General features: G+C 65.8%; 23 protein-coding genes, 1 tRNA gene and 1 pseudogene. 14 read left to right on the top strand and 11 right to left on the bottom strand.

Annotated features, from left to right (window positions below):
- Together ACYP33_RS24820 and ACYP33_RS24825 are read right to left on the bottom strand one after the other, a co-directional pair.
- Window positions 1-83 (bottom strand): annotated as a pseudogene (locus ACYP33_RS24820) (PP0621 family protein); the annotation flags it as partial.
- A gap of 13 nt (window positions 84-96) precedes the next feature.
- Window positions 97-999 (bottom strand): cytochrome C assembly family protein, encoded by a 903-nt coding sequence (locus tag ACYP33_RS24825; protein WP_414443858.1) that lies wholly within the window; start codon window positions 997-999, stop codon window positions 97-99.
- Between the two features lie 87 nt (window positions 1,000-1,086).
- Here ACYP33_RS24825 and ffh point away from each other — a divergent pair, with 87 nt between their 5' ends.
- Window positions 1,087-2,454, top strand: coding sequence for a signal recognition particle protein (gene ffh / locus ACYP33_RS24830; RefSeq protein WP_414443857.1), 1,368 nt, complete (start codon window positions 1,087-1,089; stop codon window positions 2,452-2,454).
- A 123-nt stretch (window positions 2,455-2,577) separates the two neighbouring features.
- Window positions 2,578-3,129: a hypoxanthine-guanine phosphoribosyltransferase gene (locus ACYP33_RS24835; RefSeq protein ID WP_414443856.1), complete on the top strand. Its 552-nt coding sequence runs from the start codon at window positions 2,578-2,580 to the stop codon at window positions 3,127-3,129.
- Between the two features lie 131 nt (window positions 3,130-3,260).
- On the opposite strand, the gene ACYP33_RS24840 is transcribed toward ACYP33_RS24835, so the two are convergent.
- Complete coding sequence (locus ACYP33_RS24840) at window positions 3,261-4,997, bottom strand: proline--tRNA ligase (RefSeq protein ID WP_459624316.1); 1,737 nt, start codon at window positions 4,995-4,997, stop codon at window positions 3,261-3,263.
- 231 nt (window positions 4,998-5,228) lie between these two features.
- Here ACYP33_RS24840 and ACYP33_RS24845 point away from each other — a divergent pair, with 231 nt between their 5' ends.
- On the top strand, window positions 5,229-5,867 hold the full coding sequence (locus ACYP33_RS24845; protein ID WP_414443854.1) for an RNA pyrophosphohydrolase: 639 nt from the start codon (window positions 5,229-5,231) through the stop codon (window positions 5,865-5,867).
- A 77-nt stretch (window positions 5,868-5,944) separates the two neighbouring features.
- The gene (locus ACYP33_RS24850) at window positions 5,945-6,532 is read left to right on the top strand and encodes a CNP1-like family protein (RefSeq protein ID WP_459624317.1); all 588 of its coding nucleotides are present in this window, start codon (window positions 5,945-5,947) and stop codon (window positions 6,530-6,532) included.
- Window positions 6,533-6,631: 99 nt separating this feature from the next.
- On the opposite strand, the gene proB is transcribed toward ACYP33_RS24850, so the two are convergent.
- The 4 genes from proB to rplU form a co-directional block, all read right to left on the bottom strand.
- Entirely contained in the window at window positions 6,632-7,750 is a 1,119-nt protein-coding gene (proB, locus tag ACYP33_RS24855) for a glutamate 5-kinase (RefSeq protein ID WP_459624318.1), read from the bottom strand.
- 99 nt (window positions 7,751-7,849) lie between these two features.
- Complete coding sequence (cgtA, locus tag ACYP33_RS24860) at window positions 7,850-8,974, bottom strand: Obg family GTPase CgtA (protein ID WP_414450397.1); 1,125 nt, start codon at window positions 8,972-8,974, stop codon at window positions 7,850-7,852.
- Window positions 8,975-9,149: 175 nt separating this feature from the next.
- Window positions 9,150-9,413 carry a 50S ribosomal protein L27 gene (rpmA, locus tag ACYP33_RS24865; protein WP_278651142.1) on the bottom strand — a complete coding sequence of 88 codons (264 nt, stop codon included), beginning with the start codon at window positions 9,411-9,413 and terminating at the stop codon, window positions 9,150-9,152.
- A 24-nt stretch (window positions 9,414-9,437) separates the two neighbouring features.
- Window positions 9,438-9,749: a 50S ribosomal protein L21 gene (rplU, locus tag ACYP33_RS24870; RefSeq protein WP_091010980.1), complete on the bottom strand. Its 312-nt coding sequence runs from the start codon at window positions 9,747-9,749 to the stop codon at window positions 9,438-9,440.
- Window positions 9,750-10,085: 336 nt separating this feature from the next.
- Here rplU and ACYP33_RS24875 point away from each other — a divergent pair, with 336 nt between their 5' ends.
- The 9 genes from ACYP33_RS24875 to ACYP33_RS24915 all read left to right on the top strand — a co-directional run bounded on the left by ACYP33_RS24875 (window position 10,086) and on the right by ACYP33_RS24915 (window position 17,850).
- The gene (locus ACYP33_RS24875; RefSeq protein WP_459624319.1) at window positions 10,086-11,078 is read left to right on the top strand and encodes a polyprenyl synthetase family protein; all 993 of its coding nucleotides are present in this window, start codon (window positions 10,086-10,088) and stop codon (window positions 11,076-11,078) included.
- Between the two features lie 30 nt (window positions 11,079-11,108).
- Window positions 11,109-11,185: transfer RNA gene (locus ACYP33_RS24880), tRNA-Pro, on the top strand.
- 163 nt (window positions 11,186-11,348) lie between these two features.
- Window positions 11,349-12,644, top strand: a complete 1,296-nt coding sequence (locus ACYP33_RS24885; protein WP_414443849.1) for an HlyC/CorC family transporter — start codon at window positions 11,349-11,351, stop codon at window positions 12,642-12,644.
- Between the two features lie 133 nt (window positions 12,645-12,777).
- Complete coding sequence (locus tag ACYP33_RS24890; RefSeq protein ID WP_459624320.1) at window positions 12,778-14,004, top strand: GspE/PulE family protein; 1,227 nt, start codon at window positions 12,778-12,780, stop codon at window positions 14,002-14,004.
- Window positions 14,001-15,212: a type II secretion system F family protein gene (locus tag ACYP33_RS24895; RefSeq protein ID WP_459624321.1), complete on the top strand. Its 1,212-nt coding sequence runs from the start codon at window positions 14,001-14,003 to the stop codon at window positions 15,210-15,212. Before ACYP33_RS24890 ends, ACYP33_RS24895 begins: the two co-directional genes overlap by 4 nt.
- A 39-nt stretch (window positions 15,213-15,251) precedes the next feature.
- Complete coding sequence (locus tag ACYP33_RS24900) at window positions 15,252-16,142, top strand: prepilin peptidase (RefSeq protein ID WP_459624322.1); 891 nt, start codon at window positions 15,252-15,254, stop codon at window positions 16,140-16,142.
- A gap of 4 nt (window positions 16,143-16,146) precedes the next feature.
- Window positions 16,147-16,755, top strand: coding sequence for a dephospho-CoA kinase (coaE, locus tag ACYP33_RS24905; protein ID WP_459624323.1), 609 nt, complete (start codon window positions 16,147-16,149; stop codon window positions 16,753-16,755).
- A 134-nt stretch (window positions 16,756-16,889) separates the two neighbouring features.
- The gene (gene zapD / locus ACYP33_RS24910) at window positions 16,890-17,645 is read left to right on the top strand and encodes a cell division protein ZapD (RefSeq protein ID WP_414450403.1); all 756 of its coding nucleotides are present in this window, start codon (window positions 16,890-16,892) and stop codon (window positions 17,643-17,645) included.
- A 4-nt stretch (window positions 17,646-17,649) separates the two neighbouring features.
- Window positions 17,650-17,850 (top strand): DNA gyrase inhibitor YacG, encoded by a 201-nt coding sequence (locus tag ACYP33_RS24915; protein WP_459624324.1) that lies wholly within the window; start codon window positions 17,650-17,652, stop codon window positions 17,848-17,850.
- Between the two features lie 4 nt (window positions 17,851-17,854).
- Here the strand turns inward: ACYP33_RS24915 and ACYP33_RS24920 are convergent, their stop codons facing one another.
- From ACYP33_RS24920 to secA, 4 genes are all read right to left on the bottom strand, one after another.
- A complete protein-coding gene (locus ACYP33_RS24920; RefSeq protein ID WP_459624325.1) occupies window positions 17,855-18,295 on the bottom strand; it encodes an NUDIX domain-containing protein in 441 nt (146 codons plus the stop codon).
- A complete protein-coding gene (locus tag ACYP33_RS24925; RefSeq protein ID WP_459624326.1) occupies window positions 18,292-19,161 on the bottom strand; it encodes an ATP-binding protein in 870 nt (289 codons plus the stop codon). Before ACYP33_RS24925 ends, ACYP33_RS24920 begins: the two co-directional genes overlap by 4 nt.
- 72 nt (window positions 19,162-19,233) lie before the next feature.
- Window positions 19,234-20,475 carry a bifunctional glutamate N-acetyltransferase/amino-acid acetyltransferase ArgJ gene (gene argJ, locus ACYP33_RS24930; protein WP_459624327.1) on the bottom strand — a complete coding sequence of 414 codons (1,242 nt, stop codon included), beginning with the start codon at window positions 20,473-20,475 and terminating at the stop codon, window positions 19,234-19,236.
- Window positions 20,476-20,645: 170 nt separating this feature from the next.
- Window positions 20,646-23,450 carry a preprotein translocase subunit SecA gene (secA, locus tag ACYP33_RS24935; protein WP_414450406.1) on the bottom strand — a complete coding sequence of 935 codons (2,805 nt, stop codon included), beginning with the start codon at window positions 23,448-23,450 and terminating at the stop codon, window positions 20,646-20,648.
- A gap of 376 nt (window positions 23,451-23,826) precedes the next feature.
- Between secA and ACYP33_RS24940 the strand changes: the two genes are divergently transcribed.
- Window positions 23,827-24,306 carry a DciA family protein gene (locus ACYP33_RS24940; RefSeq protein WP_459624328.1) on the top strand — a complete coding sequence of 160 codons (480 nt, stop codon included), beginning with the start codon at window positions 23,827-23,829 and terminating at the stop codon, window positions 24,304-24,306.
- Window positions 24,307-24,347: the final 41 nt, after the last annotated feature.

Below are 24,347 nucleotides of genomic sequence, written 5' to 3' on the forward strand. Positions count from 1 at the left end.
GTGCGTTCCTGCGCCTGGCGCAGCTTGCGCGCCACCCAGGAGCCGGCGAAGAACAGGAGGATCAGCAGGAGAAGGTTACGCATCGAATTCAGACCATCAGACCACGGAACGGTGCAGCAGCACCTCGAGCACGAAGCGGCTGCCGACATAGGCGAGCAGCAGCGCGCCGAACGAGGCGAGCACCCAGCGTGCGGCGCCGCGCCCGCGCCAGCCCGACAGGCGGCGTGCGACGAGGATACCGCCGAACATGAACCACGAGAGGATCGCGAACACCGTCTTGTGATCGAAGCGCAGCGCGCGCGCATCCACCTGCTCGCTGAACAGGATGCCCGAGGCGAGCGTGAGCGTCAGCAGCACGAAGCCGGCGGCGATCAGACGGAACAGCAGCTTTTCGAGCGTCAGCAGCGGCGGCAGCGTTTCGAGCCAGCCCGCCAGGAAACTGGCCGACTCGATCCGCGCGCCTTGCCGCAGCGCCTGCAGGCGGCGCTCGACCATCAGCATCAGCACCGCATGCAGTGCCGCGATCGCGAACAATCCGTAGGCGATGTTGGCGATCAGGAAGTGCATCTTGAACAATGGCGCGGCCGCATACGGCAGCACGCGCACGCCGCCGAACGCGAGCGGCAGCAGCGAAGCGGCGCAGGCCAGCGGCAGCACCAGCAGGCGCAGGCTGTCGAGCCGGAAGAAGAAGCTCTCGATCCAGTAGATGCCGGCGCCGAGCCAGAACATCGCCGACAACGCGAACGCGAAGCCGAACACCATCGAATCGTGCGGGAAGATGGTGGCGTGCAGCAGCACGCCGTGGGCGAGCAGCGCCGCGAACAGCAGCGCGCGGCCCGTGCCGCTCACCCCGGACGCGGCGGATGCGCGCAGGTCCCGCGGCACGGGAGGCACGCTCGCGACGAGCGGCTGCGCAAGGCCGGAACGGTGCGCGCGCCATCCTGCGACGGACAGGCCGCCGTACAGGAGCGCGGTGAGGGCATACAGTACAATATCCATGTTCGAAGTTTACACTAGGCCCCTTGCCTGCGACGGCTGTCAATATAGCCGACGCCAGCCTTCAGGCCCCACTGTCCATCGCTCCCCATGCTCGACAATCTCACCCAACGGATGGCGCGCGTCGTCAAGACGCTGCGCGGCGAAGCCCGTCTCACCGAAGCGAACACGCAGGAGATGCTGCGTGAAGTCCGGCTCGCGCTGCTCGAGGCCGACGTTTCGCTGCCGGTCGTCCGCGAATTCATCGCCAAGGTCAAGGAAAAGGCACTCGGCGAGGATGTGATCAGCAGCCTGTCGCCGGGCCAGGCGCTCGTCGGCGTGGTGCAGAAGGAACTGACCGCCGTGATCGGCGGCGACTACGAAGGCAAGGCCGCCGAGCTGAACCTCGCCGTCACGCCGCCCGCGATCATCCTGATGGCCGGCCTGCAAGGCGCGGGCAAGACCACCACGGTCGGCAAGCTCGCCAAGCTGCTGCGCGACAAGCAGAAGAAGAAAGTGCTGACGGTGTCGTGCGACATCTACCGCCCCGCCGCGATCGCCCAGTTGAAAACGGTGAGCGAACAGGTCGGCGCCGAATTCTTCCCGTCCACGCCGGACCAGAAGCCCGTCGAGATCGCGCGCGCCGCGGTCGACTGGGCCAAGCGCCATTACTGCGACGTGCTGATCGTCGACACGGCCGGCCGCCTCGGTATCGACGAGGCGATGATGAAGGAAATCGCCGACCTGCACGCGGCGCTCGATCCGGCCGAAACGCTGTTCGTGGTCGACGCGATGCTCGGCCAGGACGCCGTCAACACCGCCAAGGCGTTCAACGACGCCCTGCCGCTCACGGGCGTCGTGCTGACCAAGCTCGACGGCGATTCGCGCGGCGGCGCGGCGCTGTCGGTGCGCCACATCACCGGCAAGCCGATCAAGTTCGTCGGCGTGGCCGAAAAGCTCGACGGCCTCGAAGTGTTCCACCCGGATCGCATGGCGAACCGCATCCTCGGCATGGGCGACATCCTCGCGCTGGTCGAGGAAGCGCAGCGCGGCGTCGACATGCAGGCGGCCGAAAAGCTCGCCAACAAGGTCAAGAAGGGCGGCGATTTCGACCTCGACGATTTCCGCGCGCAAATCTCCCAGATGAAGAACATGGGCGGCCTGTCGTCGCTGATGGACAAGCTGCCGGCGCAGTTCCAGCAAGCCGCCGCGGGCGCCAACATGGGCATGGCCGAGAAGCAGATCCGCCGCATGGAAGGCATCATCAACTCGATGACGCCGACCGAGCGCGCCAAGCCCGAACTGATCAAGGCCACCCGCAAGCGCCGCATCGCGGCCGGCGCGGGCGTGCCGGTGCAGGAAGTCAACCGCATGCTGAATCAGTACGACCAGATGCGCACGATGATGAAGAAGCTGAAGGGCGGCAACATGCAGAAAATGATGCGCGGCCTGAAGGGCATGATGCCGGGCATGCGTTAAGCCGCCCCGCATCGAATTTTGCCGCGCCCCACGCGGCACGATGCGAGGTATATCCTACTCACGCATCGTCCGCCGGCCCGTTCGCGGGCCGTTTCCGATTGATCCGATCGCACCTCAGAACCCATGAACCGCGAAGAAGCCCTTCAGATATTCCAGCACTCCGAGCAGATCGTCTCCGCCGAGGAGGTCAACGCCTCGATCTCGCGGATGGCCTCCGCGATCCGCGACGAAATCGGCGATGCGTTCCCGCTCGTGCTGTCGGTGATGGGCGGCGCGGCCGTGTTCACCGGCATGCTGCTGCCGCACCTCGATTTCCCGCTCGAATTCGACTACATCCACCTGACGCGCTACCGGAACACCACCCAGGGCAGCCCGGAAATGCACTGGCGCGTGGCGCCGCGCGAATCGGTGAAGGATCGCATCGTGATCGTGCTCGACGACATTCTCGACGAAGGCGAAACGATGGCCGCGATCCGCGACCGCATCCTCGACATGGGCGCGAAGCGGTTCCTGTCCGCCGTGCTGTGCGAAAAGACGCTCGCCAAGGACAAGCCGCTGCATCCGGATTTCTGCGGTTTTTCGGTGCCGGATCGTTACGTGTTCGGCTGCGGCATGGATGCCAAGGGCTACTGGCGCAACCTGCCGACGATCCGCGCGCTGACGGCCGAGGTCTGACGCCGGCCAACGCCAGCGCCACGCGCGCGGCCCCTGCACAAAACAAAACGGCTCGCGCCAGAACGCGAGCCGTTTTTTCATGGGCAGCCCCGGGAACGGCGCGCCGAGGCGCCCTTCCCGCCGGCCCGCGTTCAGCGCGCGAGCGCTTCGCGCACCTTCTCGATCACCGTCAGCGCCGCGCCCTGAACCGGCAGCAGCGTCGCCTCGGTTTCGCGACGGCCCTGATACTCGATCTTGCCGTCCTTCAGGCCACGATCGCCGATCACGAGGCGGTGCGGCACGCCGATCAGTTCCCAATCGGCGAACATCACGCCGGGGCGCTCGCCGCGATCGTCGAGGATCACGTCGATGCCGGCTGCCAGCAGGTCGGCGTGCAGCGTATCGGCCGCTTCGCGCACCGCTTCGCTGCGGTCATAGCCCATCGGGCACAGCACGACCTGGAACGGCGCGATCGATTCGGGCCAGATGATGCCCTTGTCGTCGAAGTTCTGTTCGATCGCGGCGCCGAGAATGCGCGTGACGCCGATCCCGTAGCAACCCATTTCCATCGGCTGCGGCTTGCCGTTTTCATCGAGGAACGTCGAACCGAGCGCCTTCGAGTACTTGGTGCCGAGCTGGAACACGTGGCCGACTTCGATGCCACGGCAGATGTCGAGCACGCCCTTGCCGTCCGGCGACGCGTCGCCTTTCCTGACGTTGCGCAGGTCGGCAACGACCGGCTCGGGCAGGTCGCGGCCCCAGTTCACGCCGGCGATGTGGTAATCCACCTCGTTGGCGCCCACCACGAAATCGCTCATGTTCGCGACTGTGCGATCGGCGATCACCTTGACCGGCTTCTTGGTGCCGATCGGGCCGAGGTAGCCCGGCGGCGTGCCGAACCATTCGACGATCTCGGCTTCGGTCGCCATCCGATAACCGGCCAGGCCCGGCTGCTTCGACGCCTTGATCTCGTTCAGTTCGTGATCGCCGCGAATCATCAACAGCCAGATGGTGGGTTCGGCGCCTTCGTTGTCGGTCGCGACGATGATCGACTTGATGGTGCGTTCCAGCGGGATATTCAGCAGCTCGGCCACCGCTTCGCACTTCGCCTTGCCCGGCGTGGCGACCTTGGCGAGCGCCTCGGCCGGCGCCGCGCGGCTGGCGATCAGCGGCAGCGCTTCGGCCGCCTCGACGTTCGCCGCGAAATCGGAGGTCGGGCAATAGGCGATCGCGTCCTCGCCGGTGTCGGCGATCACGTGGAATTCATGCGAGCCGCTGCCGCCGATCGAGCCGTTGTCGGCCGCCACCGCACGGAATTCGAGGCCGATGCGCGTGAACACGCGCACGTAGGCTTCGTACATCTTGCGGTACGACTCCTTGAGGCCGGCCTGATCCTTGTCGAACGAATAGGCGTCCTTCATGATGAATTCGCGGCCGCGCATCACGCCGAAGCGCGGGCGGATCTCGTCGCGGAATTTGGTCTGGATCTGATAGAAGTTCACCGGCATTTGCCGGTAGCTCTTGATCTGCGCGCGCGCGATGTCGGTGATGACTTCCTCGTGCGTCGGCCCGATCACGAAGTCGTTGTCCTTGCGATCCTTGAAGCGCAGCAGTTCGGGGCCGTACTGCACCCAGCGGCCCGATTCCTGCCAGAGCTCGGCCGGCTGGACTGCCGGCATCAGCAGTTCGATCGCACCTGCCCGGTTCATCTCCTCGCGCACGATCGCCTCGACCTTGCGAATCGAGCGCAGGCCGATCGGCAGATAGTTGTAGATACCGCCGGCGACGCGGCGAATCATGCCGGCGCGCACCATCAGTTTGTGGCTGACGATCTCGGCGTCGGCGGGAGCTTCCTTCAGGGTGCCGATAAAGAAACGGGAGGCTTTCATGCGGACAGTTCCAGAAACGACGGCCCAACGCGGGGCCGCCGGAAAAAGGCGAAAAGGGGTGGATAACTGCGCGCAACGGTGTGCAACGAGGCGATCGTGGCGCAGATGACGTAGCAGACGAATCGGGGACAGTGTAGCTGCGAACCTCGCCGAGATTCGGGCCATTGCGGTGCGCGGCGCCCGTTATCTGTTTATAATCAAAGCAATTTTAAAGGATTCGAAGGTGGTTGTATGCTGGATCGTGAAGGCTTTCGCCCGAACGTCGGCATCATCCTCTTGAACGCGCACAATGAGGTGTTTTGGGGCAAACGGCTTCGTGAGCATTCCTGGCAATTCCCGCAAGGGGGCATCAAGTATGGTGAGACCCCGATGCAGGCCATGTTCAGGGAATTGCACGAGGAGACGGGCCTGCTTCCCGAGCACGTCAAGATCATCGGCCGCACACGCGACTGGTTGCGTTACGAGGTGCCGGACAAGTTCATCAAGCGTGAAGTCCGCGGGCATTATCGCGGACAAAAGCAGATCTGGTTTCTGCTGCGGATGGTCGGACGCGATTGCGACATTTGCTTGCGCGCAACCGACCACCCGGAGTTCGATGCCTGGCGCTGGAACGAGTACTGGGTGCCGCTTGACGCAGTGATCGAGTTCAAGCGGGATGTCTATCAGTTGGCGTTGACGGAATTGTCGCGTTTCCTGCGCCGGCCGGCGCAGCGGCCCGACGGCAACAAAACGCGCGCCGCAGTGCGGCCCACGCGTTATCCGCGCATGATCGGGGTTCATCCGATCGACGCATCGCAGGTGTGTTCCGAGGTCGAGCCGGGCGCTAGCGTGCTCGACGAGCCCCCGGTTCGCTACCTGCTGCGCGACTGATCCCGCCGACCGGGAAAACCATGAAGCATGTCCGGGCGCGGCAGCGGTTGCCGCGCCCTTTTTTCGAGGTGTGCAATTTGAAATCGTTCGCTCTTGCCGCAGCATCGTTGGCTGCGGTCGCCGTGCTGGCCGGCTGCGCTCACTCCAAAACGCAAAGTCAGCCGTCCGACCAGGACAGCAAGGACAGCAAGGACAACAGCACGTTCGTCTATCTGCTCGACCGTCACCCGACCTGGCAGGAAAACAAGGTCGACACGCTCCCGCCGTTGCCGCAAGCCTCGAACCTGATCCCGTTCGAAGTCTCGCAGAACACGCCGCTGCAGTTTTCCGTCGACGACAAGTCGCTGGTCGTCGGCACCGACGGCATCGTTCGTTACACGTCGGTCATCACCAGCCCGGCCGGCGCGCGCAACGTGACCTACGAAGCGATCCGCTGCGACACCTATGAGTGGCGCCAGTACGCGGCGTTGAACGCCGACCACGACGGCTGGGACCGCACCGTCGAAACCGACTGGACGCGCATCGAGAACGGCAACCTGAACGCCTATCGCGCCGCGCTCTACCAGGACTACTTCTGCTCGAACAAGATGCCGGCCGCAACCACCAAGGCGATCATCGAGAACCTGCGCGCGCACCGCACGATCCTGAGCCAACAGATTCGCTGAACGGCAGCAGTCGCCGCAACGCGTTCCTTTACCAGGAAGTCAAAAAACAAGCCCGCATCAGCGGGCTTTGTTTTTACCGGGTCGGCAGCCCGACGTGCGTCAGATCAGCACGAGGTTGTCGCGATGAATCAGCTCGGGCTCGAGCATGTAGCCGAGCACGGTTTCGATCTCGCTGCTCGGCTTGCGCTGAATCAACTTGGTTTCGGCGCTGCTGTAGTTGGTCAGCCCGCGCGCGACCTCACGGCCGGCATCGTTGACGCAGGCGATCACCTCGCCGCGCGCGAACACGCCCTGCACATTGACGATACCGATCGGCAGCAGGCTCTTGCCGCCGCTGGTCAGCTTCTCGACCGCGCCCGCATCGATGACGACGTGGCCGCGCACCTGCAGGTGATCGGCCATCCACTGCTTGCGCGCCGCCATGCGCGCCGTACGCGCGATCAACTGGGTGCCGATCGCTTCGCCTGCCGCGAGCCGCACGAGCACGTCGGTCTCGCGGCCGCTCGCGATCACGGTATTCGCGCCGCTATGCGCCGCGCGCTTCGCCGCGAGGATCTTGGTCAGCATGCCGCCACGGCCGAGGCTCGACCCCGCACCGCCGGCCATCGACTCGAGATCGGACGCGCCGGCATCGGCCTCCTGCACCAGCGTGGCCTTCGGATCCTTGCGCGGATCGGCCGTAAACAGCCCCGGCTGATCGGTCAGGATCACGAGCGCATCGCCTTCGATCAGGTTCGCGACGAGTGCGCCCAGCGTATCGTTATCGCCGAATTTGATTTCGTCGGTAACGACCGTGTCGTTCTCGTTGATGATCGGGACCACGCCCAGACGCAGCAGCGTGAGCAGCGTCGAGCGCGCATTCAGATAACGCTCGCGGTCCGCCAGGTCGGCGTGGGTCAGCAGGATCTGGGCGGTGCGGATGCCGTGTTCGCCGAAACGGCTTTCGTAGACTTGCGCCAGCCCCATCTGACCGACCGCGGCGGCGGCCTGCAACTCGTCGATTTCACGCGGACGCTTGCTCCAGCCGAGCCGCTGCATGCCCTCGGCGATCGCGCCCGAGCTGACCAGCACGACCTCCTTGCCGGCCTCGCGCAGTGCTGCGATCTGGGCGGCCCAGCGGCCGATCGCAGCATGATCGAGCCCGCGCCCGTCGTTGGTGACGAGGCTGGAACCTACCTTCACAACCAATCGCTTCGAATCGGCGATGATCGAACGCATCGTGCGCTGCTCCTGTAGTGAAGCGCAATTCAATCGGAGCGCGGCGGCCGGAGCAGCCTGCCGCGCATCGGTCGACGGCCTGAGCCGCCCGGGTATCGATTACTCGCCTGCCGGCTCGGCACCCGGCTCCGGCGACGCAGGATGGGCGCCCGGCGCTTCGCGGAACCGCACGTCGGCGGCGAGATCCTCGGCTTCGGCCGCACGATGCGCATCCGAGTGCGCCGACACGTAGTCGTACACCGCATAGATCAGGCTTTCGCAGCCCTGCCCCGTCAGCGCGGAGATCTCGAACACCGGACCTTCCCAGCCGAAACGGCTGATGAAATCGGCAACGCGTTCGGCGCGCTCGTCTTCCGGCACCATGTCGAGCTTGTTCAGCACGAGCCAGCGCTGCTTTTCGTAGAGCGATTCGTCGTACTTGCGCAGTTCGCCGACGATCGCCTTCGCCTCGGCCACCGGGTCGACGTTCTCGTCGAACGGCGCGAGATCGACCAGATGCAGCAGCACGCCGGTACGCTGCAAGTGGCGCAGGAACTGGTGGCCAAGGCCCGCACCTTCGGCGGCGCCTTCGATCAGCCCCGGAATATCGGCGATCACGAAGCTCTTGCTCGGGCCGACGCGCACCACGCCGAGATTCGGCGCGAGCGTCGTGAACGGGTAGTCGGCAATCTTCGGCCTGGCGTTCGACACCGACGAAATGAAGGTGGACTTGCCCGCATTCGGCATGCCGAGCAGGCCGACGTCGGCCAGCACCTTCAGTTCGAGCTTCACCATGCGTCGCTCGCCGGGCTTGCCGTCGGTCTTCTGACGCGGCGCACGGTTCGTGCTCGACTTGAAGTGCAGGTTACCGAGGCCGCCCGCGCCGCCTTCCGCGACCTGCACCTTCTGCTCGTGCTCGGTCAGGTCGGCGATCAACTCGCCGGTATCCATGTCGGTAATGATGGTGCCCACCGGCATGCGCAGCGTGATGTCATCGCCGCCCTTGCCATAGCAATCCGAGCCACGGCCCGTTTCGCCGTTGCGCGCCAGGTGCTTTTTCGAGAACCGATAGTCGATCAGCGTATTGATGTTGCGGTCAGCCACCGCATACACGCTGCCGCCTCGGCCGCCGTCGCCGCCGTCCGGCCCGCCGAACGGAACGAACTTCTCGCGGCGCATCGACGCGCTGCCATCACCTCCGTCCCCGGCGATGACTTCGATTCGCGCTTCGTCAATGAACTTCATCCGTTGCTCCGCCCAGAATGTGAACCAATATTGTGCCGCGAGCCGCCGCGCTTGACCATTCGGCCATTCGGCCAGGTCGGGCCGACCCGGCCAGACGCGCGGCGTCGCGCAAATGAAAAAGGCCCCGCGTTTTCAGCGGGGCCTTTGTGGCTATGAAGCCCGAACCGGCGAAAACTTACGCAGCAGCCGGGACGACGATAACCAGATGCTTCTTGTCCGCGCCCTTGGTCGCGAACTTGACGTGACCGTCGACCAGTGCGAACAGCGTGTGGTCCTTGCCGATACCGACGTTATCGCCCGGGTGCATGCGCGTGCCGCGCTGACGAACGATGATGCCGCCGGCATTGATGGCCTGACCGCCGTAAACCTTCACGCCGAGGCGCTTCGATTCGGAGTCGCGGCCGTTACGGGAGGAACCCCCTGCCTTTTTGTGTGCCATTTGATAGCTCCTTTACCGTAGCGCTTACGCGGTGATCGCGTCGATGCGCAGTTCGGTGTAGTTCTGGCGGTGGCCGCCGTGCTTTTGGTAGTGCTTCCGGCGACGCATCTTGAAGATGGTGACCTTGGCATGACGACCGTGCGACACAACGGTAGCCTTGACGGAAGCCCCACTGACCAGCGGCGTACCGAACTGAATCGATTCGCCTTCGCCCACTGCGAGAACCTGGTCGAGCGTGATTTCTGCGTCAATGTCTGCCGGTATCTGTTCTACTTTCAATTTTTCGCCGACAGCAACCTTATACTGCTTGCCACCGGTTTTTATGACCGCGTACATTGCAAACCTCACTCTAGATCTGTTTTTCCATGCACCGTGCGTGGAAAACGCGTGATTATACAGAGAGTTAGGAGATAGGTCAAAGCCAATCGCGATCGCCCGCGCAAGCGCCTCCGCCGCGCGCCGCACCGGTCGATGCGACCCTCGGAAAGCCCTTGCCCCGCCTGGCATCGGGTGCCGGCCATGTGAAACGGGGCATGAAACACGCGTCGAATCCGCCCGCCGCCGCGTGCTCCGGTGCGACACGCGCTAAGCAAACCTGGCCGTCCGGCAGGCTACGGCCCGGCGATCTCCCGAATCGCCTTATAATCCGGCGCACTACCCCATTCCATGATCATGTCGTCCACTGCCTCCCCTTCCCCGAGCGCCGCCCAACTGCTGGCCCCGATCACCGACGATATGGAGCAGGTCAACCGCGTCATTCGGCAGAGCCTGTCGTCCGATGTGCTGCTGATCAACCAGATCGCCGAATACATCATCGGCGCGGGCGGCAAGCGGCTGCGCCCGGCACTGCTGCTGCTCGTCGCGGGCGCGCTGGGCGACAGCTCCAGCCACCGCCACACGCTGGCCGCGGTCGTCGAGTTCATCCACACGGCCACGCTGCTGCACGATGATGTCGTCGACGAATCGGAACTGCGTCGCGGCCGCAAGACGGCCAACGCGCTGTTCGGCAATGCCGCGAGCGTGCTGGTCGGCGATTACCTTTATTCCCGTTCGTTCGAGATGATGGTCGGCGTCGGCAAGATGCGCGTGATGGAAATCCTCTCGGAAGCCACCACGATCATCTCCGAAGGCGAAGTGCTGCAGTTGCTCAACATGCATGACGCCGATGTGGACGAATCGCGCTACATGCAGGTGATCCGCTACAAGACAGCGAAGCTGTTCGAGGCGTCGGCGCGCCTGGGCGCCGTGCTGGCCGGCGCCGACGCAACGGTCGAAGCGGCCGCCGCCGAGTACGGCCGCCGCATCGGCACCGCGTTCCAGATCATGGACGACTGGCTCGACTACGCCGGCACCGCCGAATCGATGGGCAAGAACGCCGGTGACGATCTGCGCGAAGGCAAGCCGACACTGCCGTTGATCCATCTGCTCGAGCACGGCACGCCCGAACAGCAGACGCTCGCGCGCGAAGCGATCGAGCAAGGCGGCACCGATCGATTCGACACGATCTTCGACGCGATCACGCGTTCGGGCGCCCTCGATCACACGCTCGAATGCGCGCGGCAGGAAGCTCAAGCCGCCGCCGCCGCAATTTTTTCATTCCCCTCTTCCATTTTCAAAAACTCGCTGCTAGAATTATGTTCTTACTCGACGACACGGAAGTCTTGAACGAGACTGAAGTAGCAGAAGAGTCCAATTCGGGGTGTAGCTTAGCCTGGTAGAGCGCTACGTTCGGGACGTAGAGGCCGGAGGTTCGAATCCTCTCACCCCGACCAAAATTTTGAAAAAACCGCATATTCGTATGCGGTTTTTTTTTGCCTGATTTCATCGCCCTTCCCCGTCAAGCGCCGCCACGAGCCGTACTGCGGCCCGTCACGATCGCCGGGCGGCCCTCTGCTATAGTCACCCCATCCCTGACCCTCACCGTTCCCGATCCGCGTGGACCACATTCCCTTATGGGCGCAAATCTGCGCCGTCTTTGTCCTGCTTCTCTGCTCCAGCTTCTTCTCGATTTCTGAAACGGCCATGATGGCGCTCAACCGCCACCGGCTGAAGCTCCTCGCCAATCAAAACGCACTCGGCGCGAAAACCACGCAACGGTTGCTGACGCGTACCGATCAACTGCTGAGCGTGATCCTGATCGGCAACAACCTGTTCAACACGATCATCCCGGTCCTGACCACCTCGATCGCGCTGCGCACGTTCGGTCACGACAACCTGGTGCTGTCGATCGCGACCGGCATCGTGGCGTTTCTGATCATCGTGTTCGCCGAAATCACGCCGAAGATCGTCGGCGCAACCTATCCCGAGCGCATCGCCCTGCCGGCCAGCCTGCTGATCGCGCCGCTGATGCGCGTCATGAAGCCGGTGATCTGGTTCGTCAATCAGCTCGCGAACGGCACGCTCGGCCTCTTGCGCATCAACACCAAAGGCGGCCGCGACCAGCGCTTCTCGATCGAGGAACTGCGCTCGATCGTGCTCGAATCGGGCAGCTTCATGCCGACCAAGCACCGCAGCATCCTGCTGAACCTGTTCGACCTGGAAAACATCACCGTCGACGACGTGATGATCCCGCGCCGCCAGATCGAATCGCTGAACTTCGACGCGCCGCTCGACGACATCCTCCATCAGATCGAAACCTGCTACCACAACCGCCTGATCGTGTATCAAGGCGATATCGACCAGGTGCTCGGTGTGCTGCACGTGCGCAAGACGCTGGCCGCGCTGCGCAATCAGGAACTCGACCGCGACACGCTGCGCCGGCTGCTGGCCGAGCCGTATTACGTGCCGTCGGGCACCCCGGTGTTCCAGCAACTGCAATATTTCCAGGAGAGCCGCCAGCGCACCGCGCTGGTGGTCAACGAATACGGCGAGCTCGAGGGCCTCATGACGCCCGAAGACATCATCGAGGAACTGATCGGCGAATTCACCTCGTCGACGCCGAACGGCAGCGGCTCGCGCGGCGGCTGGAACGCCAGCGGCGAGTGCATCGTGTCGGGCGGCATCCCGCTGCGCGAACTGAATCGCTGGCTGCATCTGAGCCTGCCGACCAGAGGGCCGAAGACGCTCAACGGGCTGATCCTCGAAACCCTCGAAGAAATTCCCGAGGGCGACGTATGCATGAAGATCGGCGACGTAATGCTCGAGGTCATGCGCAGCGACGACCAGGCGGTGCGCACCGTCAAGCTGTTCAAGCCGCGCACCACGCGAGCGGCTCGCGGGCTGCTGCGCTGATTCCTGTCATATTCGAATCCTGACGGAGCCGCCGCTCCCGCACCATTGGCCGTTCGGCCGACTACCGGCCCGCCACCGCCCGCGCGATGATCGTCTCGTCGCAATCCCGAGGCGGCCGCGAGGCCGGTTTCCGATGTCCACGCCCCATTCCTCCGACGTCGCGCGGCTTGCGCCGCCGGCGTCAGCCGGTGACGCGCCCGTCGTCGCCCTCGTCAACGAAATCCTGCAAGCGGCGGCCGCGCGCGACGCGTCCGATATCCATATCGAGCCGGCCGAACGCGGCTGGCGCGTGCGGCTGCGGATCGACGGCGCACTGCATGCGTTCGCCGCGCCGCCCGCGCATCTGCGCGACGGTGTCGTCACACGCCTGAAGGTGCTCGCGCGGATGGACATCGCGGAGCGCCGCGTGCCGCAGGACGGTCGCCTGCGCCTGACGCTCGCGCCGGGCCAGACGGGCGACTATCGCGTCAATTCGCTGCCGACGCTGCATGGAGAAAAACTCGTGCTGCGCCGGCTCGACACGCTGCCGGCCGACCTGTCGCTGCCGGCGCTTGGCTTCGATCCGCAGCAAGCTGCCGAACTCGATGCGGCGATCGCCGCACCACATGGCCTCGCGCTGGTTACGGGCCCCACCGGCAGCGGCAAGACGGTCACGCTCTATTGCTGCCTGCAACGGCTCAACCTCGCCTCGCGCAATCTTTGCACCGTCGAAGATCCGGCGGAACTGCAGCTCGACGGCCTCAATCAGGTCAACGTACGCGACAAGGCCGGGCTGAATTTCGCCGTCGCGCTGCGCGCGTTCCTGCGGCAGGACCCGGACGTCATCATGGTTGGCGAAATCCGCGACACGGAAACCGCCGATGTCGCGCTGAAGGCCGCGCAGACCGGCCACCTCGTGCTGTCGACGCTGCACACCAACGACGCGCCGGGCGCAATTGCCCGCCTGCTCGATATCGGCGTTGCGCCGTATCACATCGCGGCGGCGCTGCGCGTGGTCACGGCCCAGCGGCTCGTGCGGCGGCTCTGCGGCACCTGCCGCCAGCCCTCGCGCACGACCCGCACCGCGCTCGCCGCCGCCGGCCTCGATCCGGCACAGCTCGACACTGGCTGGCAGCCCTTCGAGGCCACCGGCTGCGAGGCCTGCCACGGCATCGGTTATCGAGGCCGGATCGGTATACATCAGGTGATGCGCGTCTCCGATGCATTGCGCGAGGCCATCGTCGCGCGCAACGGCATCGGCACGCTCGTCCGGCAAGCACGGGCCGACGGCATGCGGACCTTGCGCGAAGCCGCGCTGGCACGCGTGTACGACGGCACCACCAGCCTCGACGAGGCACTCGCCGCCACGGACGCCGGATGAGCGCGCCGCTGGTGGACGAGCGACGGTTTCGCTGGGCCGGGGTGGCGCGGGATGGCGCACGCCGCCAAGGCACCCTGATCGCCATCGACGGCGCTGCGGCGCGCCGGCAACTGCATCGCGGCGGCGTCACCGTGCTCGATCTCGCCGATCGCGGCCCGGCCCGCCTGCCGGCTGCGCGGGCGCGCGAGGTCACGCGCCTGACGCGCCAGCTCGGCGGCTTGCTGCGCGCGGGCTTGCCGCTCGCGCCCGCGCTCGACCTGCTCGCCGAGCCGGGCGGCCGGCACGACATCGCACGCATCGCGGCCGGGCTGTCCCGCGCGATCGTCGCGGGCAGCCAGTTGTCGGAGGCCATGTGCCGCTATCCGCGCCAGTTCGATCCGATGTTCCGACAATTGATCGCGGTCGGCGAGGCCTCGGGCCAACTCGCCGCCTTGCTCGCGCGCCTGGCCGACGATCGCGAACACGCCGCCGCCCTGCGCGCACGGGTGCGTTCGGCGCTGACCTATCCGGCTGCCGTGCTGGCCTTCGCACTGGCGATCACGGCGGCGCTGCTGGTCTGGGTCGTACCCACCTTCGCGCAGGTTTTCGAGGGCTTCGGCGCGGCGCTGCCCGCGCCCACCCGCTTCGTACTCGCGCTGTCCGATGGCGTTGCTCGTTATGGGCCGCCGGCCTTGCTTGCCTGCGCGGTGGCAGTCATCGCCGGCACCACGCTGCTGCGCCGTTCACCCGATGCGCAAATCGTCATCAGCCGCGCGACCTTGCGCCTGCCGTTGCTCGGCCCGTTGTTGCGCACGCTCGCGGCCGCGCGCTGGAGCCGCACGCTCGGCACGCTGCTGCGTGCGGGCACGCCGCTGGCCGACGCGTTCGATTCGCTCGCGCACGCCACCGGCAACCCCGTATTCGACCGGGCCACGCCCGACATCGCGGCGCGGCTGCTGCGCGGCGAGCGGCTCGCGGCGGCCATGCGCGCGGCCGGCTGCTTCCCGGCCGAGGTGGTGCAGCCGATCGCCGTGGCCGAGGAATCGGGCACGCTCGACGCCATGCTGGTGGATATCGCCGTGCTCTGCGAGCGGCAGGTCGACGAACGAATCGGCACGCTGACCAGCCTCTGCGAGCCGCTCGTCGTGATCGTGCTCGGCGGGCTGGTCGGCGCACTCGTGGTCGCCATGTACCTGCCGATCATCCAGCTCGGCAACGTGGTGGTGTAGCATCGCTCCCGGTCCCCGCTCTCGACTTCCCCGGCTTCGATGAATTCGCTCCTCGCCCTGTCCGATCCCTGGTTCGCGTTCGCCGCGTTGCCGGCCGCCGTTCGCTACGCGTTCGCGGTCGTGATCGGCCTCGTGGTCGGCAGCTTCCTGAACGTCGTCGCGCATCGGCTGCCGGTCATGATGGAGCGCGCCTGGAAGGCGGAGCTCGCGGAGGCAACGGGCAACGATCCGGCGCACGACGACGGGCTGCCGCCGCGCTACGACCTCTGGGCGCCGCGCAGTGCCTGCCCCCATTGCGGCCATGTCCTGCGCGCCTGGGAGAACGTGCCGGTATTCAGCTACCTCGCGCTGCGCGGGCGCTGCGCCCGATGTCGCGCGCCAATCAGCCTGCGCTATCCGCTCGTCGAGCTCGGCTCCGGCTTGCTCGCGGCCGCCTCGCTCTACGCGTTCGGCCCCGCACCGGCCGCGCTGGCCGCGTTCGGCTTGTGCGCGACGCTGCTGGCGATGAGCCTGATCGACATGAAAACGGGTTATCTGCCCGATTCGATGACGCTGCCGCTGCTGTGGGCCGGCCTGATCGTCAACCTGTCGGGCAACTTCGTCGAACTGCGCGAGGCGGTGATCGGCGCGATTGCCGGTTATCTGTTCCTCTGGTGCGTGTTCTGGCTGTTCAAGCTGCTGCGCGGCATCGAGGGCATCGGCTATGGCGACCTGAAGCTGCTGGCCGCGCTCGGCGCGTGGCTCGGCTGGGTTGCGCTGCCGCAGGTGCTGCTGATCGCGGCGTTGAGCGGCGCAGCGGTCGGGCTGGTGGCGATGTGGCGCGGCCGCATGCGTTATGAAGAACCGCTGCCGTTCGGCCCATTCCTCGCGCTCGGCGGCATCGTCACGCTGCTGCATGGCACGCCGTTCTACCTGGCCCTCGGAGGCTGACCCCATGTTCTCGGTAGGATTGACGGGCGGAATCGGCAGCGGCAAGACCACGGTGGCGAACCGCTTCGGCGAGCTCGGCGCCACGCTGGTCGACACCGATGCCATTGCTCATCGCGTCACGGCGCCGGGCGGCAGCGCCATGGCGCCGATCGCGGCAGCCTTCGGCGACGAATTCGTCGCGGCCGACGGCGCACTCGACCGCGCCCGCATGCGCGCGCTGGTGTTCGGCGACGACGCCGCGCGCAAGCGGCTCGAAGCGATCACGCATCCGCTGATCCGCGCCGAAACCGAACGCGAGGCCACGCTGGCAACCGGCGCCTACGTGATCTTCGTGGTGCCGCTGCTGGTCGAATCGGGAAGCTGGCGCCGCCGCGTCGATCGCGTACTTGTGATCGATTGCGAAGTGGAAACGCAGATCATGCGCGTCATGCAGCGCAATGGTTTCGCGCGCGAGCAGGTCGAGGCGATCGTCGCCCGCCAGGCCACGCGCGAGGCACGCCTGGCGGCAGCCGACGACGTGATCGTCAACGAACATGCGCCCGATGCCGTGCTCGACGCCCGCATCGACGCGCTGCACACCCGCTATCTCGCGCTCGCCGCATCGAAGTCCTGAGCATTCGCGCCCGGCGCGCACCGTGTAGGCGCACGCGCCAAGCGAGGTCAAAATGGCGCGATTGCGACACCAGACAGTGGGCATTAGAATGGGCGGCAATTCCGGTCCATTTGTCCCAACCTAGGCGAGCGCGCTTGATTCTTTACGAGTATCCGTTCAACGAACGCATCCGCACGTTGCTGCGCCTCGAAGATTTGTTCGAGCGCCTGACGTTCTTCCTCGCGCAGGAAGACCCGAGGGAGCATCACGTTGCGCTCACGACGCTGTTCGAAATCGCGGAAGTCGCGGGCCGGGCGGACCTCAAATCGGACCTGATGAAGGAACTGGAGCGCCAGCGGCAAACGCTCGCGCCGTTTCGCGGCAATCCCGGCATCGAGCAGAACGCGCTCGAAGCCGTGCTCGGCGAAATCGAGCAGACGCTCGCGAACCTGAGCCAGATGCAGGGCAAGACCGGCCAGCATCTGCTCGACAACGAATGGCTCAGCAGTATTCGCAGCCGCGCCGTCATTCCGGGCGGTACCTGCAAATTCGATCTGCCGTCCTACTATGCGTGGCAGCAATGGCCCGCCGAGCAGCGGCGCCAGGACATCGCCAAGTGGGCGATGCCGATGCTGCCGTTGCGCGACGCGGCGACCATCGTGTTGCGTCTGGCGCGCGAATCGGGCCAGGCGTCGAAAGTGATGGCGATGCAAGGCAGTTACCAGCAAATGCTGTCGGGACGCAGCTACCAGCTCATGCAGGTGCGCGTGCCGCCCGAACTCCATGTGATCCCCGAAGCCAGCGCCAACAAGTACATGCTGTGGGTGCGCTTCACTGTCCAGGATGGCGACGTCCGGCCACGCGCGGTCGATATCGACGTACCGTTCCAGTTGACGCTCTGCAATCTCTGAAATCGTGACTACTGTCGTCAAATGCCCGGCCTGCGGCAAACCTGTCCGCTGGGTTCCGGAAAGCAGCTTCCGCCCGTTCTGTTCGGCCCGTTGCAAGCAGATGGATCTCGGCGCCTGGGCCGCCGAACGTTACCGGATCGGCAGCACCGACGAACCGTCGTCGGAAGAAGACGAGCCGGACGACCGCAACGGCCGTCACGACTGATCGTTCAACGCGCGCCGGCTTCCTTGGCCAGCAGGTCGAGCACCGGCAGTGCAGCCGGCAGCAGCGGCGCGACCTCCACCGGCAAATGCTGCCAGACGAACGCCTGCCCTTCCCGGCTGTGCGGCTCGCCATCCCAGCCCGTCACCTTGCAGAAGAACAAGCGCACGTAGGCGTGCGGGTAATCGTGCTCGAGCATGTGCCAGCGATGGCAGGCCGTCACGTGGATGCCCAGCTCCTCGTGCAGCTCGCGCGCGAGCGCGGCCTCGACGCTTTCACCCGCCTCAAGCTTGCCGCCCGGAAACTCCCAATACCCTTCATAGGGCTTGCCGGCCGGACGCTGCGCGAGCAGATAGCGGCCGTCGGGCTGCACCAGCACGCCAACGGCGACTTCCGTGACCTTGCGCGGCGCCGCGCCACCGGTGCCGGTTTCGGCTGCCGTGCTCATGCCGTCTCCTGACGGCCCGAGCGATCGCGCGCGAATTGCCATGCGACCCGGCCCGAGCGCGAACCACGTTCAAGCGCCCACACCAGCGCATCGCCGCGCGCGGCCTCGACATCGGCGTCGTTGCAGCCGAAATGGCGCAGCCAGTGGCCGACGATCGCCAGATAGTCGTCCTGCTTGAACGGATAGAAGCTGACCCACAGGCCGAAACGCTCGGACAGCGAGATCTTCTCCTCGACCACCTCGCCCGGATGGATTTCACCGTCGGGCAGGTGCTTGTACGACTCGTTATCGCTCATGTACTCGGGCAGCAGGTGCCGGCGATTCGACGTGGCGTAAATCAACACGTTGTCGGATTGCGCCGAGATCGAGCCGTCGAGCGCGACCTTGAGCGCCTTGTAGCCCGATTCGCCATCTTCGAACGAGAGATCGTCGCAGAACACGATGAAGCGCTCGGGCCGCGCCGAGATCAGGTCGACGATGTCGCCGAGATCGTGCAGATCGTCCTTGTCGACTTCGATCAGACGCAGGCCCTCGGCCGCGAATTCGTTGAGGCAGGCCTTGATCAGCGACGATTTGCCGGTGCCGCGCGCGCCCGTCAGCAGCACGTTGTTGGCCGGGCGGCTCTGTACGAACTGGCGCGTGTTCTGCTCGATCAGCCCTTTCTGGCGATCGATGTTGTGCAGATCACCGAGCGAGATCTGCGAAATGGCGGGCACCGCCTGCAGGTAGCCACGGCCCTGGCGCTTGCGCCAGCGGAACGCGTTCGCGGCGCTCCAATCGATGTCGGCGGGGGCCGGCGGCAGCAGCGCTTCAAAGCGGCCGATCAGCGCTTCGGCGCGGTCGAGAAACTGTTCGAGCTTGTCCATCTGTCTGGGAATCCGGAAATTCAGGGGCACGGCGCGCCGGTCGGGCGCGCCGCAAGGTCGGTCGGGAACCGATCAGGAACGATAGTCGGCGTTGATGCTGACGTAGTCGTGCGAGAGGTCGCAGGTCCAGATGGTCGCTGCCGCGTCGCCGCGGCCGAGCAGCACGCGGATCGTGATCTCGCTCTGCTTCATGACGCGTTGGCCGTCCGCTTCCTGGTACTCGGGGTTGCGGCCGCCGGCCTTGGCGACCAGCACGTCGTCGAGGTACAGGTCGATCTTGCCGACATCGAGATCGGCCACGCCCGCATAGCCGATCGCCGCGAGAATCCGGCCCAGGTTCGGGTCCGAGGCGAAGAACGCCGTCTTGACGAGCGGCGAATGGCCGATCGCGTAGGCGATCTGGCGGCATTCGGCCACGTTCCTGCCGCCTTCGACCTGCACCGTCATGAACTTGGTCGCGCCTTCGCCGTCGCGCACGATCAGTTGCGAGAGCGTTTGCGCCACTTCGGTCACGGCTTCGCGCAGCGCCGCGTAGGCCGGCGAATCGGTGGACGTGATGGCCGGCAGGCTCGATTTGCCCGATGCGATCAGGATGAAGGAATCGTTGGTCGAGGTATCACCGTCGATCGTGATGCAGTTGAACGAGCGGTTCGCCACGTCCTTCACGAGCTGATCGAGCACCGGCTGGGCAACCGTCGCGTCGAACGCGAGGAAGCCGAGCATGGTGGCCATGTTCGGCTTGATCATGCCGGCGCCCTTGCTGATGCCGGTCAGCGTGACGGTATGGCCGTCGATCGCGACCTGGCGCGAGGCCGCCTTCGGCAGGGTGTCGGTGGTCATGATCGCCTGCGCGGCGTCGAACCAGTTCGCGGCCGCGCGATTGGCCAGCGCGGCCGGCAGGCCGGCCTTCAGGCGGTCGACCGGCAGCGGTTCGAGAATCACGCCGGTCGAGAACGGCAGCACCTGCGACGGCTGCAAGCCAGCCAGGCGGGCCAGTTCGTCACACGTTGCGCGGGTGGCGGCAAGGCCCGGCTCGCCGGTGCCGGCGTTGGCATTGCCGGTATTGACGACCAGCGCGCGAATCGCCGGCGCGCCGGCGCTCACGCCTGCCAGATGCTCACGGCAAACGATCACGGGCGCGGCACAGAAACGGTTCTCGGTGAACACGCCCGCCACCGTCGCGCCTTCTTCGACGGAAATGACGAGCACGTCCTTGCGGTTCGGCTTGCGGATATTCGCTTCCGCCCAGCCGAGCGTGACGCCGGCCACGGGATGCAGTTGCGCGGGATCGATCGAAGGGAAGTTGACAGCCATGGATTCACCTGCCGAAAGGACAATGCCGGCTCCTGCCGGCATTGTTGGATTAGGACGAAGCGGCGGCGCGCATGACTGCGGGCCGCCGCGGATTCATCTTGCAAACTCTGTGTGACGAACCGGCGACTGCCGGCGGCATGGATCGCACGCCGCCGCATCCGCCGCAGGCATCAGCTCAGTTTGCCGTGGCACTGCTTGTACTTCTTGCCGCTGCCGCACGGGCAGGGGTCGTTGCGACCCACGCGCGGCACGTCGCCGGCCGGCGCCGCGCCGGCCATCGCGTCGTCGACGAGGCCGGCCGTGGCATCGGCGGCCACCGCCGTCGCAACCGCCGCGCCTGCCGTGACTGAGGCGGCATCGGTGAAATCGGCATGACGGAATTCGACGTGGTCGAGATTGCCGCCCGCTTCCTCGATCTGTTCGGCCGCTTCTTCCAGTTGCTCGGGCGACTGGATCTGCACGTTCATGACGATGCGCGTGACTTCCTGCTTGGTGGCGTCGAGCATCGCGGCGAACAGTTCGAACGCTTCGCGCTTGTATTCCTGCTTCGGGTTCTTCTGCGCATAGCCGCGCAGGTGGATGCCCTGGCGCAGGTGATCGAGCGCGGCGAGATGCTCGCGCCAGAGGCGGTCGAGCGTCTGCAGCATGATCGAGCGCTCGAACGAGTTGAATGCCTCGCGGCCGACCATCGCGACCTTCGCCTCGTAATGCTCGTCGGCCGCCGTGACGACCGCGTCGAGGATTTCATCGACGCTGATCGACTGCGATTCGTTGACCATCTCCTGGATCGCCAGATCGAGGCCCCAGTCGTTGCGCAGCGCTTCCTCGAGCTCGGGCAGATCCCATTGCTCTTCGATGCTGCCGGCCGGCACGTGCTGGTGCGTGATCTCGGCCACCACGCCATGACGCATCGCCCCGATCGTCTCGGCGATGTCGTTCGCCTCGAGCAGCTCGTTGCGCTGCTGGTAGATCACCTTGCGCTGGTCGTTCGACACGTCGTCGTATTCGAGCAACTGCTTGCGGATATCGAAGTTGCGGGCTTCGACCTTGCGCTGCGCCGATTCGATCGAACGCGTGACAATGCCCGCCTCGATCGCCTCGCCTTCCGGCATCTTCAGGCGATCCATGATCGCGCGCACGCGATCGCCAGCGAAGATGCGCAGCAGCGGATCGTCGAGCGACAGGAAGAAGCGCGAGGAACCCGGATCGCCCTGGCGGCCGGCACGGCCACGCAACTGGTTGTCGATCCGGCGCGATTCGTGGCGCTCGGTGCCGATGATGTGCAGGCCGCCTGCCGCCTTCACCTGCTCGTGCAGCGATTCCCACTCGTCATGCAGCTTCTGGATGCGCGCGGCCTTTTCTTCGGCCGGGATCGATTCGTCGGCTTCGATGAACGAGGCCTGCTTCTCGACGTTGCCGCCGAGCACGATGTCGGTACCGCGCCCGGCCATGTTGGTGGCGATCGTGATGCGCTTCGGACGGCCCGCTTCGGCCACGATCGCCGCTTCGCGCGCGTGCTGCTTCGCGTTCAGCACTTCGTGCGGCAGCCCGGCCTGCTTGAGCAGGTGGGAGAGCAGCTCCGAGTTCTCGATCGAGGTGGTGCCCACCAGCACCGGCTGGCCGCGCTCGTAGCAATCGCGGATGTCGCGCGTGACGGCGTCGTAGCGCTCCTTCGCGCTCTTGTAGATCTGATCCTGCTTGTCGATCCGCTTCGGCGGCCGGTTGGTCGGGATCACGACCGTTTCGAGACCGTAGATCTCGTTGAATTCGTACGCCTCCGTATCGGCCGTGCCGGTCATGCCCGACAGCTTGGCGTACATCCGGAAGTAGTTCTGGAACGTGATCGACGCGAGCGTCTGGTTCTCGCTCTGGATCTTGGCGTGTTCCTTGGCCTCGACCGCCTGGTGCAGACCATCCGACCAGCGCCGGCCGGCCATCAGGCGGCCCGTGAATTCGTCGACGATCACGACTTCGCCGTTCTGCACGACGTAGTGCTGATCGAGATGGAACAGCGTATGGGCGCGCAGCGCGGCATACACGTGGTGCATCAGCGTGATGTTCTGCGGCGCGTAGAGGCTTTCGCCCTCGCCGATCAGGTGCCACTCGGCGAGCAGGCGCTCGGCCTTCTCGTGGCCCGATTCCGTCAGGAACACCTGGCGCGCCTTTTCGTCGAGCGTGTAGTCACCCGGCTTTTCGACGCCCGTGCCGTCGGCCTTCTCTTCGCCGATCTGGCGTTCGAGCAGCGGCGGCAGCGCGTTCATGCGCACGTAGAGTTCGGTGTGATCCTCGGCCTGGCCCGAGATGATCAGCGGAGTACGCGCCTCGTCGATCAGGATCGAGTCCACCTCGTCGACCACCGCGAAGTTCAGCACCCGCTGCACGCGCCCGTCGGTCTCGTAGACCATGTTGTCGCGCAGGTAGTCGAAGCCGAATTCGTTGTTGGTGCCGTAGGTGATGTCGGCGGCGTAGGCCTCGTGCTTCTGCTCGTGCTCCATGCCGGACAGGTTGATGCCGACCGACAGACCGAGGAAGTTGTAGAGGCGCGCCATCCATTCGGCATCGCGCTGGGCGAGGTAGTCGTTGACCGTGACGACGTGCACGCCGCGGCCCGACAGCGCATTCAGGTAGACCGGCAACGTGGCGACGAGCGTCTTGCCTTCGCCGGTGCGCATTTCGGCGATCTTGCCGTAGTGCAGCACCATCCCGCCGATCAGCTGCGTATCGAAGTGCCGCATCTTCAGCACGCGACGGCTGGCCTCGCGGCAAACCGCGAAGGCTTCGGGCAGCACCTTGTCGAGCGATTCGCCGCCCGCGACGCGCTGGCGGAATTCGTCCGTCTTGCCGCGCAACTGGTCGTCCGTCAGCTTCTCGACTTGCGCTTCGAGCGCATTGATCGCCGCGACGGTCTTTTGGTATTGCTTGACGAGCCGCTGATTGCGGCTGCCAAAAATCTTCTGGAGAAAACCGGTTGTCATCGGATCGGATCTGCGTCGCAGCAACGGCCCCGGAGCAGAAATGGCGCCAGCCCCGGCGCGCCGAGCCTTGGCGGCTTAGCGTATGAGTGAATGCAAACGGGGAATTTTAGCACGCGCATTTGGGCAAGCCGGTGTCGCTCCGGTATGGACTTTGCACGGGCAATCCGCCGGCCGGACCACGAACGGCCCGTGTCGGCTCAGGTTCCGATATGCGGCCGGATCGGGGCCGCGTCAAGAGGCAGGGCGAAACGGCCAGAACAGCCCGTCCGGCGCGGCGATCGAGCCCTTTCCCGCGGCATGGCGGCGCGGCCGTTCGGCAGAGGGTGTGCGCGGTACAATCCGGCCATCGACCGTCATCACGCCGCTCCACGCCTTCATGAATCGCCCCCCGAGGTACCTCCGTTCATCCGGCTTCGCACGCGCGCAGGTGGCCGCCGACGTGCTCAAGCGCACCGACGCGTTCGCCGCGCTGCGGGCCGGCGTCGAGCAGGTGGCCTCGTTGCAGCGCGACCTGCGCGCATTGCTGCCCGACTATCTGGCCAATCACGTCGATCCGGGATCGATCAAGGACGGCACGCTGACGCTGTTCGCGGCCCATAACGCCCTGGCCGCGCGGCTGCGGCAAGTCGCGCCGCGCCTGGTGGCGGACTTGCAGGCCCGCGGCTGGAACGTGGCGGCGCTGAAGGTGCGCGTGCGGCCCCAGGATGCACCGGAGCCGGTGCGCATCAAACAGGCGCGCATGACGCCGGTCGGCGCCGACGCGCTGCGCGATCTGGCCGACACGCTGCCGCCCTCGCCGCTGCAGGATGCGCTCGCGAAAATGGCCGCGCGCCATGTAAAGAAGCCGGTGCGCTGAACGCGCCCGGCCCCGGGCAGGAAAAGAAAAAGGCAGCCCGC

This window comes from Burkholderia sp. 3C (assembly GCF_054589155.1).

Coding starts and splice junctions, on each gene's coding strand:
- argJ (WP_459624327.1), bottom strand. CDS start 20,475: ATGGCTGTCAACTTCCCTTCGATCGATCCCGCGCAACTGCATCCCGTG.
- ACYP33_RS24845 (WP_414443854.1), top strand. CDS start 5,229: ATGCTGGATCGTGAAGGCTTTCGCCCGAACGTCGGCATCATCCTCTTG.
- ACYP33_RS24895 (WP_459624321.1), top strand. CDS start 14,001: ATGAGCGCGCCGCTGGTGGACGAGCGACGGTTTCGCTGGGCCGGGGTG.
- proB (WP_459624318.1), bottom strand. CDS start 7,750: ATGCGTTCGATCATCGCCGATTCGAAGCGATTGGTTGTGAAGGTAGGT.
- ffh (WP_414443857.1), top strand. CDS start 1,087: ATGCTCGACAATCTCACCCAACGGATGGCGCGCGTCGTCAAGACGCTG.
- ACYP33_RS24940 (WP_459624328.1), top strand. CDS start 23,827: ATGAATCGCCCCCCGAGGTACCTCCGTTCATCCGGCTTCGCACGCGCG.
- secA (WP_414450406.1), bottom strand. CDS start 23,450: ATGACAACCGGTTTTCTCCAGAAGATTTTTGGCAGCCGCAATCAGCGG.
- cgtA (WP_414450397.1), bottom strand. CDS start 8,974: ATGAAGTTCATTGACGAAGCGCGAATCGAAGTCATCGCCGGGGACGGA.
- ACYP33_RS24875 (WP_459624319.1), top strand. CDS start 10,086: ATGTCGTCCACTGCCTCCCCTTCCCCGAGCGCCGCCCAACTGCTGGCC.
- rplU (WP_091010980.1), bottom strand. CDS start 9,749: ATGTACGCGGTCATAAAAACCGGTGGCAAGCAGTATAAGGTTGCTGTC.
- ACYP33_RS24920 (WP_459624325.1), bottom strand. CDS start 18,295: ATGAGCACGGCAGCCGAAACCGGCACCGGTGGCGCGGCGCCGCGCAAG.
- ACYP33_RS24925 (WP_459624326.1), bottom strand. CDS start 19,161: ATGGACAAGCTCGAACAGTTTCTCGACCGCGCCGAAGCGCTGATCGGC.
- ACYP33_RS24825 (WP_414443858.1), bottom strand. CDS start 999: ATGGATATTGTACTGTATGCCCTCACCGCGCTCCTGTACGGCGGCCTG.
- ACYP33_RS24900 (WP_459624322.1), top strand. CDS start 15,252: ATGAATTCGCTCCTCGCCCTGTCCGATCCCTGGTTCGCGTTCGCCGCG.
- rpmA (WP_278651142.1), bottom strand. CDS start 9,413: ATGGCACACAAAAAGGCAGGGGGTTCCTCCCGTAACGGCCGCGACTCC.
- ACYP33_RS24840 (WP_459624316.1), bottom strand. CDS start 4,997: ATGAAAGCCTCCCGTTTCTTTATCGGCACCCTGAAGGAAGCTCCCGCC.
- coaE (WP_459624323.1), top strand. CDS start 16,147: ATGTTCTCGGTAGGATTGACGGGCGGAATCGGCAGCGGCAAGACCACG.
- ACYP33_RS24890 (WP_459624320.1), top strand. CDS start 12,778: ATGTCCACGCCCCATTCCTCCGACGTCGCGCGGCTTGCGCCGCCGGCG.
- ACYP33_RS24835 (WP_414443856.1), top strand. CDS start 2,578: ATGAACCGCGAAGAAGCCCTTCAGATATTCCAGCACTCCGAGCAGATC.